Here is a 16,258-nt window from a genome sequence, read left to right on the forward strand (position 1 = left end):
GTCGGCGTCTGACCCGTCGGCGTCTGACCCGTCGGCGTCTGACCCGTCGGCGTCTGACCGCCAGGGGCCGTGTTGCCGGTCCCCGCGATGACGGAGCCACCGATGGTGGAACCAATGATTTGGTTCAGGTTGTTGATTGTCTGATTGCTGACTTGGTTTATCACCGTCTGCGACAGACCGAGAGTTCTCCCCGTGGCTTGCACTGCCGCCGCGCCCTGCGCCGCCGCCTCTTGCGGGGAGGCACCCCTGCTTCTCGCCGCTTGTGCCGCGTTCGCTCCGGCAGCCGCAGCAGCGGCTGCACCTCCGGCCGATGTCGCTGATTCCCCTCCGGCGCAGGCCACAGAGCCTACGGCGAAGTTGCCTGTGCCCGTTACAGCGAACGGTCCTATACGACCGTCAGCACCAGGGCGCAGCGTCATCCCCCCGGGGGAGACGGTGAAGGTCGCGTTGGGGTCGAAGTTCTCCCCCGTCAAGGTGTTTGCCACTACCCGGCACGCCTGTGCCGGGGCAGCGGAAGCAGGCGCGACAGCGGTCGCAGCCAGACCCCCGACAAGCGCCACTGTCGCGGCAGAACTCAGGAAGACTTTTCCTCTCACTTTTTTCCCCTTTCCGGCACTGTGCTTTCTTGCTGTTCCAGTCAGGTGTCATCGTGAGCCGCGGGCCATGGCCACGGCGTGACTCCGGCGTGACGCCGAAGCGATGACGGGACTGGCAGCAGCAACTCCGGGCGGAATCCCGGAATCCTTCGCCTTCCAGCTTGCGCGCTCTCCTTGAGGATGTCGCACCGAGAGAATTTCGGGATTCAAGCAGTGATGGCTGGAGAGTGTGAGACGGGTGCTGCACGAGACGCAACCCGGGGAACGTGACACAGCCGAACGAGACGGACCGGCAGCAGACCGGGCCGAACGATACGATGGTTGTCAACGCCCAGAACTAGTTCTGCGAGCAGTTCTAGTTCTACGAGAATCGTCCCCGTCGAGCCATGGTGCTGGGGCCGCTGAAGCCCCAGCACGCTGATGGGGAACTCCAGTTCACCCCGAGCCTTTGAGCTGATGAAAATGAAGAAGACAACCTTGCGGAACATCGGTGTCGCAGCAGCGGCTTCCTTCTTGACGGCCGGCATCTTGGGCACATCAGCAAGTAGCTCCGTCGCCTCGCAGCAGAATTCCCAGGTCGCACCGTCGGTGCTCAAGTGCTACACACTCATTGACAATCCGGACGAGGTCGTGTGCTATCGGGTTTCGCAGCGGGCTCTGAATACGGGCAGCGAGATTGTATTCTTCCCCTTCCTCATCCAGGTGCCCACGCCTTCGAATCCCCCAACTCCGGTCGTCGTGAATATTTTGCCGCCGGATCTGTCTCCAGGGGATTCCTCCAGCAGCACGCGATAGTCACGCGCTGTCGTGGAACGGTCAGTGCCGCAGAGCCCGTCCCACCTCGGCCCTGACGTCGCCCGACAGCTTGCGGTTGCTGCGGGCCGTGGCGTCCTTGGACGCCTTGGAGGCGACGTCGTCGACCGTCACCACGACCGTGTCGAGCAGGTTGCCGCTCCCGTCACGGAAGTTGACCTGCACCGCGTACGACTTCGCGGAGTCGGAGCTGTTCTTCACGGTGACCTTCACGGTGGCGCGGCCGTCGCCGTCGGTGCTCGACTTGCCCAGCTCGACGTCGCTCTCGGCGTTCACGCCGTTCTTGAAGTTGTTCAGCTTCTCGCCCGCGGCAGCCGTCGCCGAGGCCACCACGTCGGCGCCCCGGGATGCCGCCGACGCCGCGGCGGACGCGGCCTTGGACGCCGTGCTGGAGGCGCTGCCGCCATCGTCGGAGCAGGCTGCGGCCGTCGACAACACGGCCGTGGTCAGCAGTACGGCCCACAGGCCTCGCGCGGCTTTCCTCGTCATCGTGCCTCCCAGCATTCGCCACTCCCCCTTCGCCCATCGCCTCAGTCAAAGGGGCGGCGGCGCGGGCCGCATGCGGTGTACGCCGGACGGGTGAGCGGAGGGGCGGCGTCGATTCGCGGTGCGGCACGGGGCGGACGAGGCTGGGGGCATGAGCGACCAGAGGCCGGGCGGCGTCCCGGAGGCGATGCGACGCCGGCGGCGGTGGCCCTGGGTGCTGCTCGTGGTCGTGCTCGCGCCGGCCGGTGGTGGTGCCGTCGCCATCGGGGTGGTCGCCGGTGCGCTGTCGAGGGAGGAGACGAAGCCGCTTCGGGTCACGTACGCCTCCGGGGCGTTCGCCACGGCGACCTGCGGCAGGTTCTGAGCCGATTCCCCCGACGCGTGCACGCGGCCGTGTCCCCGGGCCACGGAGGGCTCGGGGACACGGTCATCGGGTGCGCCGGCCGTCAGCGGCCGTAACGGATCAAGGCGCGGACCATGCGGCAGGTCGTGTCGGACGGCGGGTGGATGCCGATGCGCTCGGCGGTCGCGCATATCTTGTCGTTGGTCGCGGTCGACGGGTAGTAGACGCCCGTGTCGAGCAGGGCGATCGCCAGGCGCATGGCCTTCAGGCGGCGGTTGTGGGAGATGTACCACTCGCGGGGCCGGCCCGCGGGGAGCGGCTTCTTCATCAGGGGCTTGTGGAGCGGCTTGGTCGTGACTGCGGCAACGGCCATGGGCAACCTCCTGGCATGGTCGTGGAACCCTCACCAACTGCCTTTATTTTACTGCCCGGCACTGACAATCGGCGCTGGCCAGAAGGGCTTTCGGGCCGTCCCTCGCGTACCTTTGGCCCCATGGAGATCTGGATCAACCCCGCCTGTTCCAAGTGCCGCAGCGCGGTGCAGCTGCTCGATGCGGAGGGTGCCGAATACACCGTCCGCCGCTATCTGGAGGATGTGCCGTCGCCGGACGAGATCCGGGCCGTGCTCGACCGGCTCGGGCTGGAGCCGTGGGACATCACGCGGACGCAGGAAGCCGCTGCGAAGGAGCTCGGGCTCAAGGAGTGGCCGCGCGAGGCAGGTTCGCGCGAGCGGTGGATCTCGGCCCTCGCCGAGCACCCGAAGCTCATCCAGCGGCCGATCATCACCGCGGACGACGGGACCGCCGTCGTGGCGCGCACGGAAGAGGCGGTACGCGACGCGCTGGAGCGCTGAACATCCGCGGGCGGCCCGTGCGCAGGCCCGTCACCCGATGAAGTCCTCGATCCTGCGGCTCAGTTCGCCGGCCGTCGGCCCGTGCAGCGGCAGCGTGTGATGCGTCGCGCCGGACATCGTCGCCGTCGTCACCCGAGGGAGCAGCCTGGCCGCCGCTGCGGCGACGCGGGCCGGGTCGTGGGCCCGGCCGCGTTCGGCGAGCAGGATCAGGGTCGGTACGTCCAGTCCGCTCAGGGCCTCCGGCGCGGGGCGGGGCCCGGTGACCGGGCGGGCGGACGGGAAACCCGTGGCCGCGTCGCGCAGACGCAGCCAGGCCTGGTCGAGCGCGGCGCCGCCCGTCTCCCACCCCAGGAAGGCCCGCGTCCGTTTCACGCCCGGCCGGATCAGCATCGGCAGCGCGTGCAGCAGGTAGCCGGGCCGGAAGCCGGCGAAGCACTGCGTCGGGTCCACGAGGACCAGCTCCGAAACGCGGTGGGGTGCGTGCAGGGCGTAGTGGAGGGCGACCCAGGCCCCGTAGGAATGCCCGCCCAGCGCGGTGCGGTCGGCCCCCAGCCCGTCCAGCACCCCGTCGAGCCAGGACGTCAGGTCCGCCACCGTACGGATCGGACGCTCCCCCGCGACGCTGCGCCCCGGATCGCCGATCAGGTCGACGGCATGGACGCGGTGGGCGGCGCCGACGCGACCTCGACTCCTGACGAGGTCACGGCCCTGCTCGGCGACGAGTTCGTGGAGAGCGGCGACACGAAGCAACGGCATGGCTGGAGCTCCGCCGGACGCTGATGCAGCGGGCGCGGCGGCGGAGCCGTCGCCGTGCTACGCGTCCGCCTGCTTCTCCGCCTCCGCCAGCAGCTCCGTCAGGCGCAGCCCGAACCGTACGTCGCAAGGGTGCGGGTCCCCCGTACGCACCGAGTGGATCAGCGCGTCGACCGCTGACCGGAACCCGCCGACCGGGTCGGACCACCGCGGCAGGGTGGCCGTTCCCTGTTCGCCCCTGAGCTCGATCTCCGTGCCGGCCGCGCCCACGGGCGCGCCCAGTGCGAGCGTCACCGTGCTGGACGCGCCGGAGGAGTGGCGGAGGACGAGATGCGTGGTGTCGGACGGGCCGCGGGCCGCGGTCAGCCGGGTCACGTCGCCCAGCACCGGGATCAGGACCGACAGGGCGTGCGGGCCGACGTCCCACAGGCCGCCCTTGTCGCGGCGCCACGGCGAGGCGGCGTACTCGTTCGTCGAGCCCGGGGCGAACAGGGCCCCGATCCACTCGGCGCGGGCGGTGAACCAGCCGTCCACGGCGGCCTGTTCCTCGATCCAGGCGGATGTCTCGGCCGCGAACCGCAGGGTGCAGAAGACGACGGAGGCGACCCCGGTCTGCTCGGCGGCCCGGACGACCTCGCGGGCGCCCGCGACGGTGGTCGCGACCGGCTTGTCCAGCAGCAGATGACGGCCGGTGGCCGCGGCGCGGGCGGCGAGCGGGGCCTGGACGTCCGGCGGAAGGGCGAACGCGACGGCGTCGCTGGCGGCGAAGAGCTCGTCGATGCCCGCCTCGCCGCTGTACGCCGTGGCGCCGTGCGCGGCGGCCAACTCCTCTGCGGCCTCGGGGCGACGGCCCCAGACACCGCTCAGTGCGACGCCGGGGTGGGCGGCGAGGGCGGGGGCCTGGGTGTTCCGGGCCCAGGGGCCCGTACCGACGAGGCCGATGCGCAGGGGGGTCGGGGGAAGTGTCGTCATGGGTCAAGTCTGCCGGGTCTGCCGGGTCCGCCTCGTATTGAGCTGGCGCGGGGCGCTGTCGATGGCTACGTTTGCGGGGCCGGCCGCGGGACTCCGGCTGCGACTTCCGGGACTTGCCTCTGAAGCAGTGATTTCGCTGTTCGCGCCCCCATTCCCCGGCCGGCGCTCCGCCCGGGCGTACGGCGGCGCGTGACTCCACGGGGGAACCATGACCACCAGCACCGGAACCGACGCCGGCCTCGTCGCCGCCGAGGACGTGCTGCTCTTCGTCAATGCCGCGATCACCGCGACCGGGCAGCGCGAGTTCCGCTCGACCGCGTACGAGCAGCAGCTCTCGCTGGACTTCCTCCACGAGTACGTGCGGGTCAACTACCGCCGGGTGTACGCCGCCGCGCTCGCCCTCGACATCAACGACCACAACGCCGCGCTCATCGTCCGGGGCCTGCTGGAGCACGCCGCCGACGCGAGCGCCGAGGAGAGGCGCACCGAGGGCCGGCTGATCGCCGCCCGGCTGGCGAAGCTGCCGCCGCAGCGCGTGTACCGGCTGTTCCGGGCGCTGCGCGCGGCCAGGGTGAACAACCGGCGCACCCGCGCGATCATGCGGGACTGGCTGGCCGCCCGGCCCGACCCGGCGCACGACGCGGTGAAGTACCGCTCCGGGCTGAAGACCGCCGCCCGCCATGTCCACCTCCGGTTCGGCGGGACCGGGGAGCCGGACGAGACGGGGGACTTCCTGTTCCGGCCGGGGCACCGGACGAGCTACCGGCACGGGCTGCTCGACGCCTGGCGGCGCGCCCACTACGAGCAGGGGGCCGTCGAGGAGCTGCCGTTCACCGTCGCCGAGGGCTTCGCCGCCCGGCGCGGGATGAAGCGCGAGGTGTTCCTGGAGCGGATGGCGCCGCGGATGACCCGGCTGGAGCGGCTGCGGACCCTGGGGCAGCGCGCTGCGGGAGACGACGCGAGGCTGCCCGCGGATGTGGACCTGACCGTGATGCCGCTGACCCGGCTCGCCCTGTACGTCCTGTCGCTCGGCTTCGAGGCACGGAGTGCGCACCGCGCGGAGCTGACCCGTGCGCTGCGCACGGCGGCCCGTCGCGCGGCGGGGCCGCACGCCGGGGGCTGGGGCCGGGTCGCCGCCGTGCTGGACGACAGCTACTCGTCGTCCGGCTCGGGCGAGAAGCGACGGCGCCCGCTCGCCGTGGCGCTGGCCTGCCACTTCCTGCTGGAGGCGCTGGCCGCGCCGGGCGCGTACACCCCGCTGTGGACGTCGGGCCGTACCGATCCGCTGCTGGTCAGGCCCTGGGGGCCGACCCCGCTCGGCACCCGCGTGCTGGACGCGCTGGAGCTGGGCCCCGACCGGCTGGTCATCGTCTCGGACGGCTGGGACAACGCGCCGCCCGGACTCGCGGGCGAGGTGCTGCGGGTCTGGCGGACCCGGCTCGATCCGGACCGGCGCACGGCGGTGGTGCATGTGAACCCCGTATACGACGCGGACGGTTTCGATGTGCGGCGCCTCGCGCCGAGCGTGCCCACGGCGGGTGTCCGGGACGCGGAGGACCTGCCGGCGCTGGTGGAGATCGCGGGGTTCGCCGAGGGGCGCACCGGAGCGGCGGCGCTGTACGCCTATCTGGACCGGCAGGTGGCACGTTTCGTGAGCGACGACGGGGCGGGAGCGGCATCGTGAACAGGCTCGAACTGACCGGGCTCACCACCCGCCCCGCCCAGGTGTGGGGCGGCATCCGGCTGGTGCCGCTGGTGCGCGAACAGCCTGTCGGGGGGCTGCGACTGCACGAGGAGCTCTACACGGACCACGGGCACGGCGTCGTGGATATCGGGCCGCGCACGCACTACGCCTCGGTCATCCCGCACGGCTTCGTCGCCGACTGGTCCGGCGAGGGCGAGCAGTCCGCCGCGTACGGCACGCAGCTCGGCGCCGCGGCGGGCTCCGCGGCCGGGAGCCGGCCGGCGCCCCGGACCGCGCGGCTCCAGCGCCACCGTCACCACCGGATGGCGAAGCGCCGGCCGGGCGACCGGCTGCGTTTCCTGCCGCTGCACCTCGCGCTGGAGGGCTATCTCGCCCTGCACTTCGGCGGCCCCTCCGTCGCCTGGGAGGAGTGGTCGCGGCAGGCGCTGCGCGACGGGCTCTCGCCGCGCGCCGAGGACGCGTACATGGGGTGGTCGGTGCGCGGGCTCGGTGACGCGCTGCGGGTCTTCGAGATCCACCCCGGCCAGTGCGGAGTGATGGTGTACGCGGCCGACGCGCTCGCCGCCGCGTTCGTGCTGCCGCACCCGGACGACTACCGGCTGCTGCACCCGTCGCTGGTCGAGGACCTGTACGGCGAGCTGATCCACCAGTACGCGCTGTACGGCGCTCCCGTGCCGGAGTTCGCGGCGCGGATACCCGACGGTCCGCGGCTGCGGTCGCTCGCCGCACTGCGGGCGGCGGCGCGGGCCCAGGAGCGCGAGTGGGCCGAGGCGCACGACACCCTGTTCGCGGGTGAGCTGCTGGACAGCTCGTACGCCTTCGACCGGGTGTACCGGATGAGTTCGTTCACGCTGTGGCGGTTCCTGCCGCCGTTCCGGACGGGCGGGGCCGGGCAGCACATCGGTGAGACGATCACCGATCACAAGGGGCAGGTCGCGTACCTGAAGACGTTCCGGCTGTCCGAGGCCCAGATCAGGCGCGGCCATCTGCTGCACCGGCTCGCCGACGCGGACTGGCGGCTCGCGGGGGCGGCCCGGGCGCTGGGCACCACGGAGGATGAAGTGGTCCGCCGGATCCGCGCGGCCGGCTTCGAGTCGCTGCTCAGGGCTCGCGCGCAACGCGGCAATCCTCGGTAACACGGGGTTCACATCCGGGCAACGGACGGGAAATCGCGTCTTGCGAAGCTGCGCTGCGTAGACCGGACCGCAGGACCGCAGCACCCGCAAAGGATGGCTTCCGTGACGTTCAAGGCTGAGTACATCTGGATCGACGGCACCGAGCCGACCGCCAAGCTCCGCTCCAAGACGAAGATCATGACCGGGAGCCCCTTGCAGGACGTGGACCGGCTGCCGATCTGGGGCTTCGACGGTTCGAGCACCAGTCAGGCCGAGGGCCACGCCTCCGACCGGGTGCTGAAGCCGGTCTTCAGCTGCCCGGACCCGATCCGCGGCGGCGACGACATCCTCGTGCTGTGCGAGGTCTTCGACATCGACATGACGCCGCACGCGTCCAACACCCGTGCCGCGCTGCGCCCGGTGGCCGAGCGCTTCGCGGGCCAGGAGCCGATCTTCGGGATCGAGCAGGAGTACACCTTCTTCGACGGCCACCGGCCGCTCGGCTTCCCCGAGGGCGGCTTCCCGGCCGCGCAGGGCGGCTACTACTGCGGTGTCGGCGCCGACGAGATCTTCGGCCGCGAGATCGTCGAGAAGCACCTCGACAACTGCCTGAAGGCGGGCCTCGGCATCTCCGGCATCAACGCCGAGGTCATGCCCGGCCAGTGGGAGTTCCAGGTCGGCCCGCTGTCCCCGCTGGAGGTCTCCGACCAGCTGTGGGTCGCCCGCTGGCTGCTGTACCGCACCGCCGAGGACTTCGATGTCTCCGCGACCCTCGACCCGAAGCCGGTCAGGGGCGACTGGAACGGTGCGGGCGCGCACACCAACTTCTCCACGAGGGCGATGCGCGAGGGGTACGACGCGATCATCACCGCGTGCGAGTCGCTGGGCGAGGGCTCCAAGCCGATGGACCACGTCAAGAACTACGGCGCGGGCATCGACGACCGGCTGACCGGTCTGCACGAGACCGCCCCGTGGAACGAGTACAGCTACGGCGTCTCCGACCGCGGCGCCTCGGTCCGCATCCCGTGGCAGGTCGAGCAGGACCAGAAGGGCTACATCGAGGACCGCCGCCCGAACGCCAACGTCGACCCGTACGTCGTCACGCGGCTGATCGTCGACACCTGCTGCGCCGCGCTGGAGAAGGCCGACCAGGTCTGATCCGGGGCCCGCTCCCCGCTCCCGGGCCGTTGTCAGTGGGCTGTGTCACGGTTGGCGCATGCTCGACATCAAGGTGGAGACCGAGAACTCCGAGACGTACACCCGCGTTTCGGACCGGGCGCTGAGCGACCTGGTGCACCGGATCGGCATGAAGGGTGACCGGTTCCTGGTCGTGCAGCGCATACCCGACCTCCCCGGGACCTTCGTGCAGGTCTGGTTCGAGCACGGTGACGGATACCAGCTGGAGCGCCGCTCCGGCGGCCCCGCCACGCACCACCAGACCATGATCGGTTCGCCGGAGCGGGTCGCCGGGCTGATGACCCGCTGGGCGCGCCAGGAGCCGGAGTGGGACGCGGGTGTGGAGTGGGAGAGCGCCGGGATGCCGGAGCCGGAGCCCGTGCCGGAGATCCCGGCGGAGATCCGGGCGCAGTTGGAGGAGCGGATACGGGTGCTGCTCCGCTGCGGGTACGGGACGGTCCAGGAGCTCTCCCGGACGGCCGAGGACTACCTGGTGAAGGACGGCGTGCATCCGGTGACGGACGCACAGGCGCAGCAGCTGGTCGAGCGGCTGTGGCTGGAGCGGGTCGAGGAGCAGCGGCAGTGGTCGGACGTGACGGACGCGGACCGGCTGACACGGGCGTTCGCCCGGCTGGACCAGGGCGGAATCACGGCGAGGGAGCACTTCACCTGCTGCCGGTCGTGCGGTCTCGCCGAGATCCGGGGCGCCGGGCGAAAGGATGCGCGCGGCTTCGTCTTCTTCCACACGCAGGGCACCGAGAGTGCCGCGTCGGGGCACGGCCTGACGCTGTACTACGGCGGGTTCGACGAGGCTACGGACGAGACCGCCTTCGTGGGCCGGGAGGTCGTCGAGGCGCTCGGCGATGCGGGGCTGACGGTGCAGTGGGACGGGTCGCCGGACCGGGCGATCGAGCTGACCGGTCTGGACTGGCGCAAGCGGCTGGTGGGTTGAGCCGGTCGCGGGGCGGCGCGGAAACCGGCCCGCCGGCTGCGGCGCCGTACGAGAAGCCCTGGTGAGGAAGGTGACGCAAAGGGTCCGTATCGTCGGGTGGAAGAGGTCTGCTGCGGCGTCCGGTTCTCTGGTTCAATGGGGGCATGGCCAGCATCCACCAGCACACCTCGACAGGTCGCAGCGACCTCGAGCCGTTCTGGCCTTCCCGTCAGCACCATGACTTCGACCGGGTGTGTTGTCGCGCGTCGAACGCGCAGGCCCTCTAAAGCCGCTCACCCCGGCCTTCGGTCCGCGCGCAAGCAAGTCCGTCCACCGACGACTCCTTCGCGCGAAAGAGCTGACCCTCATGGCGAACACTCGTACCTTCTCCGCCGCGGCCGCTGCCACCTCAGCGCCCTCGGCGTCCGCTGCGGCCACCACCTCCGCCCGTTCCCTCTCCCCCAACCGCCACCGGCTGCGCGCCGTCGACCCCGACGAGGTCGTCCAGCTGGCCGATGTCGCGGAGTTCCTGCCGCCGGGTGCCACCTGGCTGCCCGCGCCCCAGCACACCGTTCCGGCGCGGCCGGGCCGGCCGCCGATGATCGGCTATCTGGTGCTCGTACCGGCCGATCAGCAGCCCGCCGTCACTGCGGCGGCCGCCGCGGTCGCCCAGTACGTGGTGCCGACACCGGTGGAGGAGCCGGCCACCGGGCCGGTGCGCATCGACCCCGTGCAGCGCACCGCCGCGGTGGACGGGAACACCCTCGACCTCACGTATCTGGAGTTCGAACTGCTCGCCCATCTGGTCGCGCATCCGCACCGGGTGCACACCCGCGACCAGTTGGTGACCACGGTCTGGGGCTACGGGCATGTGGGCGACGGGCGCACCGTGGACGTCCACATCGCCCGGCTGCGCCGCAAGCTGGGCGCGGAGCACCGCCGTTCGATCCAGACGGTGCGGCGCGTCGGGTACAAGTACGCGCCCTGACGCATCGGAAGACAGGTGAAGCGGCCCTGGTCCGGTACGTTCCGGACCAGGGCCGGGCCGGACCGGGCAACCGGGGGTGTGAGGAATCCCGCCCACCCGCAACGGACCGGCTCCCCGGAGAGCCGTTGCCGAACGGGACGCGAAAGCGGGAACCCAGCGCATCCAACACCGTTCGGGATGTGCCCAGTACGCGTCAGTGGGTCCAGGGCTCAGTCATGCACACCGGCTGGGAACGGTGTACCCAGCACCACCTCCACCGGGTGGCGGAACGGCTGACGCCCCTTGCGCCCGACGGGTCAGACTGTGTGCGGACCGGGGCTGACACGAGGGCCCGGCAAGCCCGACGAGGGGAGACGGACCGGGATGAACGCGATGCAGGAACGGACAAAGGCCGCGATGCTGGCCGCCGGACGCGGAGTCGTGGTGTCGGTCGCGAGCCTGGTCGGTTCGATCACGCTCTTCGTTTGGACCGTGCTCTCGATCGTCTTCATCGTGCTGGGCATCGGCCTGGTGACCACTCCCTACGTACTGGAGCTGGTCCGCAAGCACGCCAACCGGCGCCGGCTGCTCGCGGTCACCTGGTCCGACATCCGTATACCGGTCCCGTACCGCCCCTTCCCGAAGGATCTGCGGACCGGGTTCACCGGGCAGGTGGAGCGGACCACGCTGATGCTGAAGGACCCGGCGACCTGGCGCGACATCCGGTGGCTGCTGGTCGACATGACGGCCGGCTATGTGGTGGCGACTCTGGCCGCCGCGCTGCTCATCTATCCGCTGGAGGGTCTCGTGCTGGCGGCCGGGCTGTGGCGGGTCTTCACCGACGACCGCTACTGGTACGGCTTCGTCCCGGTCGACAGCCAGGCGACGGGCCTCGCCGCCGCCGCGCTCGGTGCGGCGTTGTTCGCGACCGGCGTGCTGGTCAGCGAGCGGCTGCTGCGGCTGCACTTCGTGATCGCCCGCGCGATGCTGGCCCCCACCCAGAAGGAGGAGCTGGTCCGGCGCATCGACCGGCTGACCGAGACCCGGCACGAGGCCGTGGACACCGCCGCCTCCGAACTGCGGCGCATCGAGCGGGATCTGCACGACGGTGCGCAGGCCCGGCTGGTCGCGATGGGCATGAATCTGGGCACCGTGGAGGCGCTGATCGAGAAGGACCCGGCGCAGGCGAAGAAGCTCCTGGCCATGGCTCGGGAGTCGTCGGCCGAGGCGCTCACCGAGTTGCGCGACCTGGTCCGGGGCATCCACCCGCCGGTCCTCGCCGAGCGCGGACTCGGGGACGCGGTCCGGGCGTTGGCGCTGCGGCTGCCCTTCGAGTCGGAGGTCGACGCGGAGCTGGGCGGCCGCATGGACGCCGCGGTCGAGTCGGCGGCGTACTTCGCGGTGAGCGAGACGCTGACGAACGCCGCCAAGCACTCGGGGGCGGACCGCGTCCGCGTGGACATCCACCACGAGAACTCCGCGCTGCGGATCTCCGTCACCGACAACGGCAGGGGCGGTGCGAGGGTCGGCAGCGGCTCCGGACTGAGCGGAATCGAACGCCGACTCGGTACATTCGACGGCATCATGGCCGTCAGCAGCCCCGCGGGCGGTCCCACCATGGTGACCATGGAGATCCCTTGCGAGTTGTCCTAGCCGAAGATCTCTTCCTGCTGCGCGACGGCCTGGTCCGCCTGTTGGAGGCGTACGACTTCGAGATCGCGGCAGCCGTCGAGAGCGGGCCCGAACTTGCCCGCGCCTTCGCCGAGTCGGAGCCGGACGTCGCGATCGTCGACGTCCGGCTTCCGCCGTCCCACACGGACGAGGGCCTGCAGTGCGCGCTGGCGGCCCGGCGGGCGAAGCCGGGGCTGCCGGTGCTGGTGCTCTCGCAGCATGTGGAGCAGCTGTACGCGCGCGAGCTGCTGGCGGACGGCAACGGGGGCATCGGTTATCTGCTCAAGGACCGGGTCTTCGACGCCGGCCAGTTCGTCGACGCGGTGCGCAGGGTCGCGGCGGGCGGCACCGCGATGGACCCGCAGGTGATCTCGCAGCTGCTGTCGCGGCGCTCGCAGGACAAACCGATGGGCATGCTCACCCCGCGTGAGCTGGAGGTCATGGAGCTGATGGCCCAGGGCCGTTCGAACGCGGCGATCGCCTCGCAGATGGTGATCACGGAGCGGGCGGTGGCCAAGCACACCTCGAACATCTTCGGCAAGCTCGGCCTGCCGCCGTCCGACGACGACAACCGCCGTGTCCTCGCGGTCCTCGCCTATCTGGACCGGGGCTGAGCCGGCCGGCCGGCCGCCCCGCCGTCAGGGCCGAACGACTGGATCGGCACAAACCGCCGAACGCCCCATTGCCCGCCCCCGCGCCCGTCATTAGCGTGCGCACCGCACGCACCTGTTGTCGCATGCACCACCATGAACAACACCGAGGAGTGCGGATCATGACGGAACCCTCCCTGCCCTTCAGCTCCTCCCGGCTGACGAGACGTACGCTGCTGGGCACCGCCGGAGCCGTCGGCGCCGCCGCCGCGCTGGGCGCCGCCGCCCCCGCGCACGCCACTGCTGCTCCGGCCGCTCCGGCCCGGAACCTCGCGCCCGCGCACGAGGCACTCGGCCGTCTGCTGCCGGACCACGCCGGGCAGTTCCGGCTCCGCTCCCTCCCCCGGGGCGACGGCGCGCAGGACCGCTTCCGGGTCACCGGCACCACCGGGCGGATCGAGATCGCCGCCACCACACCGGCCGCCGCCCTGACCGGGGCGCACTGGTACCTCAAGTACACCTGCGACGCCGTGATCTCCTGGTCCGGCAGCCGCACCGGACTGCCCCGCCGGCTGCCCGCTCCCCGCACCCCCGTCGAGCGCTCCGCGACCGTCACCCACCGGTTCGCCCTCAACGACACCCACGACGGCTACACCGCCCCGTACGCCGACTGGCCGCGCTGGGAGCGGATGCTCGACGTCCTGGCCCTGCACGGCTGCAACGAGGTGCTGGTCACCGCCGGGCAGGAGGCCGTCTACCACCGGCTGCTCCAGGACTTCGGCTACAGCGACGCCGAGGCCCGCGCCTGGCTGCCCGCCCCGTCCCACCAGCCGTGGTGGCTGCTCCAGAACATGAGCGGGTACGGCGGCCCGCTCGGTCCCGAGCTGATCGGTCGCCGCGCGGAGCTGGGCCGGCGCATCGCCGACCGGCTGCGGGAGCTGGGCATGGCACCGGTGTTCCCCGGCTACTTCGGCACGGTCCCGGACGGTTTCACGGACCGCAATCCGGGGGCCCGGGTCGTTCCGCAGGGCACCTGGAACGGGCTGCGCCGGCCGGACTGGCTCGACCCGCGCACCCCCGTCTTCGCCGAGGTGGCCGCCGCGTTCTACCGGCACCAGGAGGAACTGTTCGGTCCGGCGGAGCACTTCAAGATGGATCTGCTGCACGAGGGCGGCAGCGCCGGTGACGTCCCGGTGCCGGACGCCGCCCGTGCCGTCGAGTCGGCCCTGCATACCGCGCACCCCGGCGCGACGTGGGTGATCCTCGGCTGGCAGGCAAACCCGCGGCAGGCGCTGCTGGAGGCGATCGACACCGACCGGATCCTGATCGTCGACGGCCTCTCCGACCTGGACACGGTCACCGACCGGGAGAAGGACTGGGGCGGGGCACCGTACGCCTTCGGCACCATCCCGAACTTCGGCGGCCGAACGACGATCGGCGCCAACACCGACCGCTGGACACAGAAGTTCACGGCCTGGCGCGACAGGCCCGGCAGCGCCCTGGCCGGCACGGCCTACATGCCGGAGGCGGCCGAGCGCGACCCGGCGGCGTTCGAGCTGTTCAGCGAACTGGCCTGGCGGACCGAGAAGGTGGACCGGGAGGCATGGTTCCGGGCATACCCGAAGTTCCGTTATGGCGCCCGTGACCGCTCGGCGGAGGCGGCCTTCGCCGCGCTGGCCGCCACGGCGTACCGGCTGACGAGCACCGACGGCCGCCCCGTCGACTCGCTCTTCTCCCGTCGCCCCAGCATCACCTCCTCCGTCAACACCGCCTTCGACCCGGCCGGTTTCGACCGGGCGTTCGCGGCGCTCCTCGACGTACGCCCGTCGCTGCGCGACTCGGACACCTACCGCCACGACCTCACCGATCTGGCCCGGCAGGCGCTCGCCGACCGCTCCCGGACCCTGCTGCCGCAGCTGCGGGCCGCCCAGGCCGACAAGGACGTGGCCCGGTTCCGCGTGCTCGCCGCGCTCTGGCTGAAGCTGATGCGGCTGACGGACGCGATGTCGGGCTGCCACCGGGCCTTTCTGCTGGGGCCGTGGCTGGAGGACGCCAAGCGGCCGGCGACGAGCCCGGCGGAGGCGGTGCGGCTGGAGTGGACGGCACGCACCCTGATCACCACCTGGGCGGACCGGACGGCCGCCGACGACCTCAGCAACTACGCCAACCGGGACTGGCAGGGGCTGATGGCCGAGGTCCATCTCCCGCAATGGCAGGCGTACTTGGACGAGCTGACCGACGCACTCGCGGAGGGCAGGGCGGCGAAGCCGTTCGACTGGTACCCGGGCGAGGAACAGTGGACCCGCCGCACCGACAGCTATCCGCTGCGGCCGACGGGCGACGCCCACCGCACGGCGCGACGGGTCTTCGAGACCCTGTCCACCGCCCCGTACCAGGGCACCGTCACGGTCTCGGCCGATCCGGTGGCGTTCACACCCGGCAGCACCGGCACGGTGACGGCCGCCTTCCGCAACCTGAACGGCCTGCGGTCCACCGGCCGGATCGACTTCTCGCTCACCGGCCTGGACGCCATCGCGACGGGCGGCACCTTCCTCGACGAGGTCGCGCCCGGCGGCTCCGGTGCGGTGGACTGGCGGGTCACGGCCCCGTCCGAGCCGCTGACCACGCCGCTGGTGCCGATGCCGTACGAGCTGGGCACCGCGTACGGGCCGCGCGGCGAGGACCGGGTGACCGATCTGCGGCGCGGCGCGGTGTACCTGGCAGCGCCGCTGGAGCCGGGCTGGCGCACGTACACGGCGAACGCGGCGGTCTTCGGCCGGCTGGACGGGCGGTTCGCGATCAACGGGGCGGGCCAGGACCTGTGGAAGGGCACCAGCCAGTTCGGCACCGCGTACCGGGAGGGGGCATGGGCCGACGGGGCGGAGGTGACCGTGCGGGTCGACGCGCAGGAGAACACCGGGGGCTGGGCGCGTGCCGGGATCGTGGTGCGCAACGCCCTCGCGACGCCGGGCTCCGCCGGGTTCCTGAATCTGGCGGTGACACCGTCCAACGGTGTGGTGCTCTCGTACGACACGAACGGCGACGGCACCCTGGACGCCTACCGGCGGATCACCGGGATCAAGGCCCCGGTGCTGCTCCGGCTGACCCGGACCGGGGACGGGTGCACGGGCGCCTGCTCCACCGACGACGGGGCGAGCTGGCGGACGGTGGGCACGGTCGCCGTGCCGGGAACGGCTGCGGCCCAGGACGTGGGCATCTTCATGAGCGCGACGAACGGCGGGAGCGGGCAGCGCGGCACGGCCGGGTTCAGCGGGTGGCAACTGCGC

Annotated in this window: 15 protein-coding genes; 10 read left to right on the forward strand and 5 right to left on the reverse strand. The window is 71.7% G+C overall.

Going from position 1 to position 16,258, the window contains the following annotated elements:
• Positions 1–802: 802 nt before the first annotated feature.
• Positions 803–1,192, reverse strand: a complete 390-nt coding sequence (locus BT364_RS40855) for a hypothetical protein (protein WP_143166443.1) — start codon at positions 1,190–1,192, stop codon at positions 803–805.
• Positions 1,193–1,412: 220 nt separating this feature from the next.
• Positions 1,413–1,898 carry an FxLYD domain-containing protein gene (locus BT364_RS02080; protein WP_072483680.1) on the reverse strand — a complete coding sequence of 162 codons (486 nt, stop codon included), beginning with the start codon at positions 1,896–1,898 and terminating at the stop codon, positions 1,413–1,415.
• Positions 1,899–2,046: 148 nt separating this feature from the next.
• Here BT364_RS02080 and BT364_RS02085 point away from each other — a divergent pair, with 148 nt between their 5' ends.
• Complete coding sequence (locus BT364_RS02085) at positions 2,047–2,259, forward strand: hypothetical protein (protein ID WP_143166444.1); 213 nt, start codon at positions 2,047–2,049, stop codon at positions 2,257–2,259.
• A gap of 82 nt (positions 2,260–2,341) precedes the next feature.
• Here the strand turns inward: BT364_RS02085 and BT364_RS02090 are convergent, their stop codons facing one another.
• Positions 2,342–2,611: a hypothetical protein gene (locus BT364_RS02090; RefSeq protein ID WP_072483316.1), complete on the reverse strand. Its 270-nt coding sequence runs from the start codon at positions 2,609–2,611 to the stop codon at positions 2,342–2,344.
• A gap of 120 nt (positions 2,612–2,731) precedes the next feature.
• Between BT364_RS02090 and BT364_RS02095 the strand changes: the two genes are divergently transcribed.
• Entirely contained in the window at positions 2,732–3,091 is a 360-nt protein-coding gene (locus tag BT364_RS02095) for an arsenate reductase family protein (protein WP_072483317.1), read from the forward strand.
• Between the two features lie 30 nt (positions 3,092–3,121).
• Here BT364_RS02095 and BT364_RS02100 read toward each other — a convergent pair whose 3' ends face one another.
• Both BT364_RS02100 and BT364_RS02105 read right to left on the reverse strand, forming a co-directional pair.
• Positions 3,122–3,847 carry an alpha/beta fold hydrolase gene (locus BT364_RS02100; protein ID WP_079179277.1) on the reverse strand — a complete coding sequence of 242 codons (726 nt, stop codon included), beginning with the start codon at positions 3,845–3,847 and terminating at the stop codon, positions 3,122–3,124.
• Positions 3,848–3,904: 57 nt separating this feature from the next.
• A complete protein-coding gene (locus tag BT364_RS02105) occupies positions 3,905–4,816 on the reverse strand; it encodes a Gfo/Idh/MocA family protein (protein WP_072483318.1) in 912 nt (303 codons plus the stop codon).
• A 208-nt stretch (positions 4,817–5,024) separates the two neighbouring features.
• On the opposite strand from BT364_RS02105, the gene BT364_RS02110 reads away from it, so the two are divergent.
• From BT364_RS02110 to BT364_RS02145, 8 genes are all read left to right on the forward strand, one after another.
• Positions 5,025–6,500: a hypothetical protein gene (locus BT364_RS02110; protein ID WP_072483319.1), complete on the forward strand. Its 1,476-nt coding sequence runs from the start codon at positions 5,025–5,027 to the stop codon at positions 6,498–6,500.
• On the forward strand, positions 6,497–7,657 hold the full coding sequence (locus tag BT364_RS02115) for an ARPP-2 domain-containing protein (protein WP_072483320.1): 1,161 nt from the start codon (positions 6,497–6,499) through the stop codon (positions 7,655–7,657). The genes BT364_RS02110 and BT364_RS02115 overlap by 4 nt, the downstream gene beginning before the upstream one ends.
• A 102-nt stretch (positions 7,658–7,759) precedes the next feature.
• Positions 7,760–8,794, forward strand: coding sequence for a glutamine synthetase (glnII, locus tag BT364_RS02120; protein ID WP_072483321.1), 1,035 nt, complete (start codon positions 7,760–7,762; stop codon positions 8,792–8,794).
• A 58-nt stretch (positions 8,795–8,852) separates the two neighbouring features.
• Positions 8,853–9,764, forward strand: a complete 912-nt coding sequence (locus BT364_RS02125; RefSeq protein ID WP_072483322.1) for a DUF6891 domain-containing protein — start codon at positions 8,853–8,855, stop codon at positions 9,762–9,764.
• Between the two features lie 346 nt (positions 9,765–10,110).
• Positions 10,111–10,731: a winged helix-turn-helix domain-containing protein gene (locus BT364_RS02130; RefSeq protein ID WP_072483323.1), complete on the forward strand. Its 621-nt coding sequence runs from the start codon at positions 10,111–10,113 to the stop codon at positions 10,729–10,731.
• A 363-nt stretch (positions 10,732–11,094) separates the two neighbouring features.
• A complete protein-coding gene (locus tag BT364_RS02135; protein ID WP_072483324.1) occupies positions 11,095–12,363 on the forward strand; it encodes a sensor histidine kinase in 1,269 nt (422 codons plus the stop codon).
• On the forward strand, positions 12,348–12,995 hold the full coding sequence (locus BT364_RS02140) for a LuxR C-terminal-related transcriptional regulator (RefSeq protein ID WP_072483325.1): 648 nt from the start codon (positions 12,348–12,350) through the stop codon (positions 12,993–12,995). The genes BT364_RS02135 and BT364_RS02140 overlap by 16 nt, the downstream gene beginning before the upstream one ends.
• Positions 12,996–13,153: 158 nt before the next feature.
• A partial coding sequence (locus BT364_RS02145; protein WP_079179278.1) for an alpha-N-acetylglucosaminidase occupies positions 13,154–16,258 on the forward strand: 3,105 nt, incomplete at its 3' end.

The organism is Streptomyces atratus, assembly GCF_900119365.1.
Taxonomy (GTDB): domain Bacteria; phylum Actinomycetota; class Actinomycetes; order Streptomycetales; family Streptomycetaceae; genus Streptomyces; species Streptomyces atratus_B.

Coding starts and splice junctions, on each gene's coding strand:
- BT364_RS02090 (WP_072483316.1), bottom strand. CDS start 2,611: ATGGCCGTTGCCGCAGTCACGACCAAGCCGCTCCACAAGCCCCTGATG.
- BT364_RS02125 (WP_072483322.1), top strand. CDS start 8,853: ATGCTCGACATCAAGGTGGAGACCGAGAACTCCGAGACGTACACCCGC.
- BT364_RS02130 (WP_072483323.1), top strand. CDS start 10,111: ATGGCGAACACTCGTACCTTCTCCGCCGCGGCCGCTGCCACCTCAGCG.
- BT364_RS02085 (WP_143166444.1), top strand. CDS start 2,047: ATGAGCGACCAGAGGCCGGGCGGCGTCCCGGAGGCGATGCGACGCCGG.
- BT364_RS02110 (WP_072483319.1), top strand. CDS start 5,025: ATGACCACCAGCACCGGAACCGACGCCGGCCTCGTCGCCGCCGAGGAC.
- BT364_RS02105 (WP_072483318.1), bottom strand. CDS start 4,816: ATGACGACACTTCCCCCGACCCCCCTGCGCATCGGCCTCGTCGGTACG.
- BT364_RS02100 (WP_079179277.1), bottom strand. CDS start 3,847: ATGCCGTTGCTTCGTGTCGCCGCTCTCCACGAACTCGTCGCCGAGCAG.
- BT364_RS02135 (WP_072483324.1), top strand. CDS start 11,095: ATGAACGCGATGCAGGAACGGACAAAGGCCGCGATGCTGGCCGCCGGA.
- BT364_RS02080 (WP_072483680.1), bottom strand. CDS start 1,898: ATGACGAGGAAAGCCGCGCGAGGCCTGTGGGCCGTACTGCTGACCACG.
- BT364_RS02095 (WP_072483317.1), top strand. CDS start 2,732: ATGGAGATCTGGATCAACCCCGCCTGTTCCAAGTGCCGCAGCGCGGTG.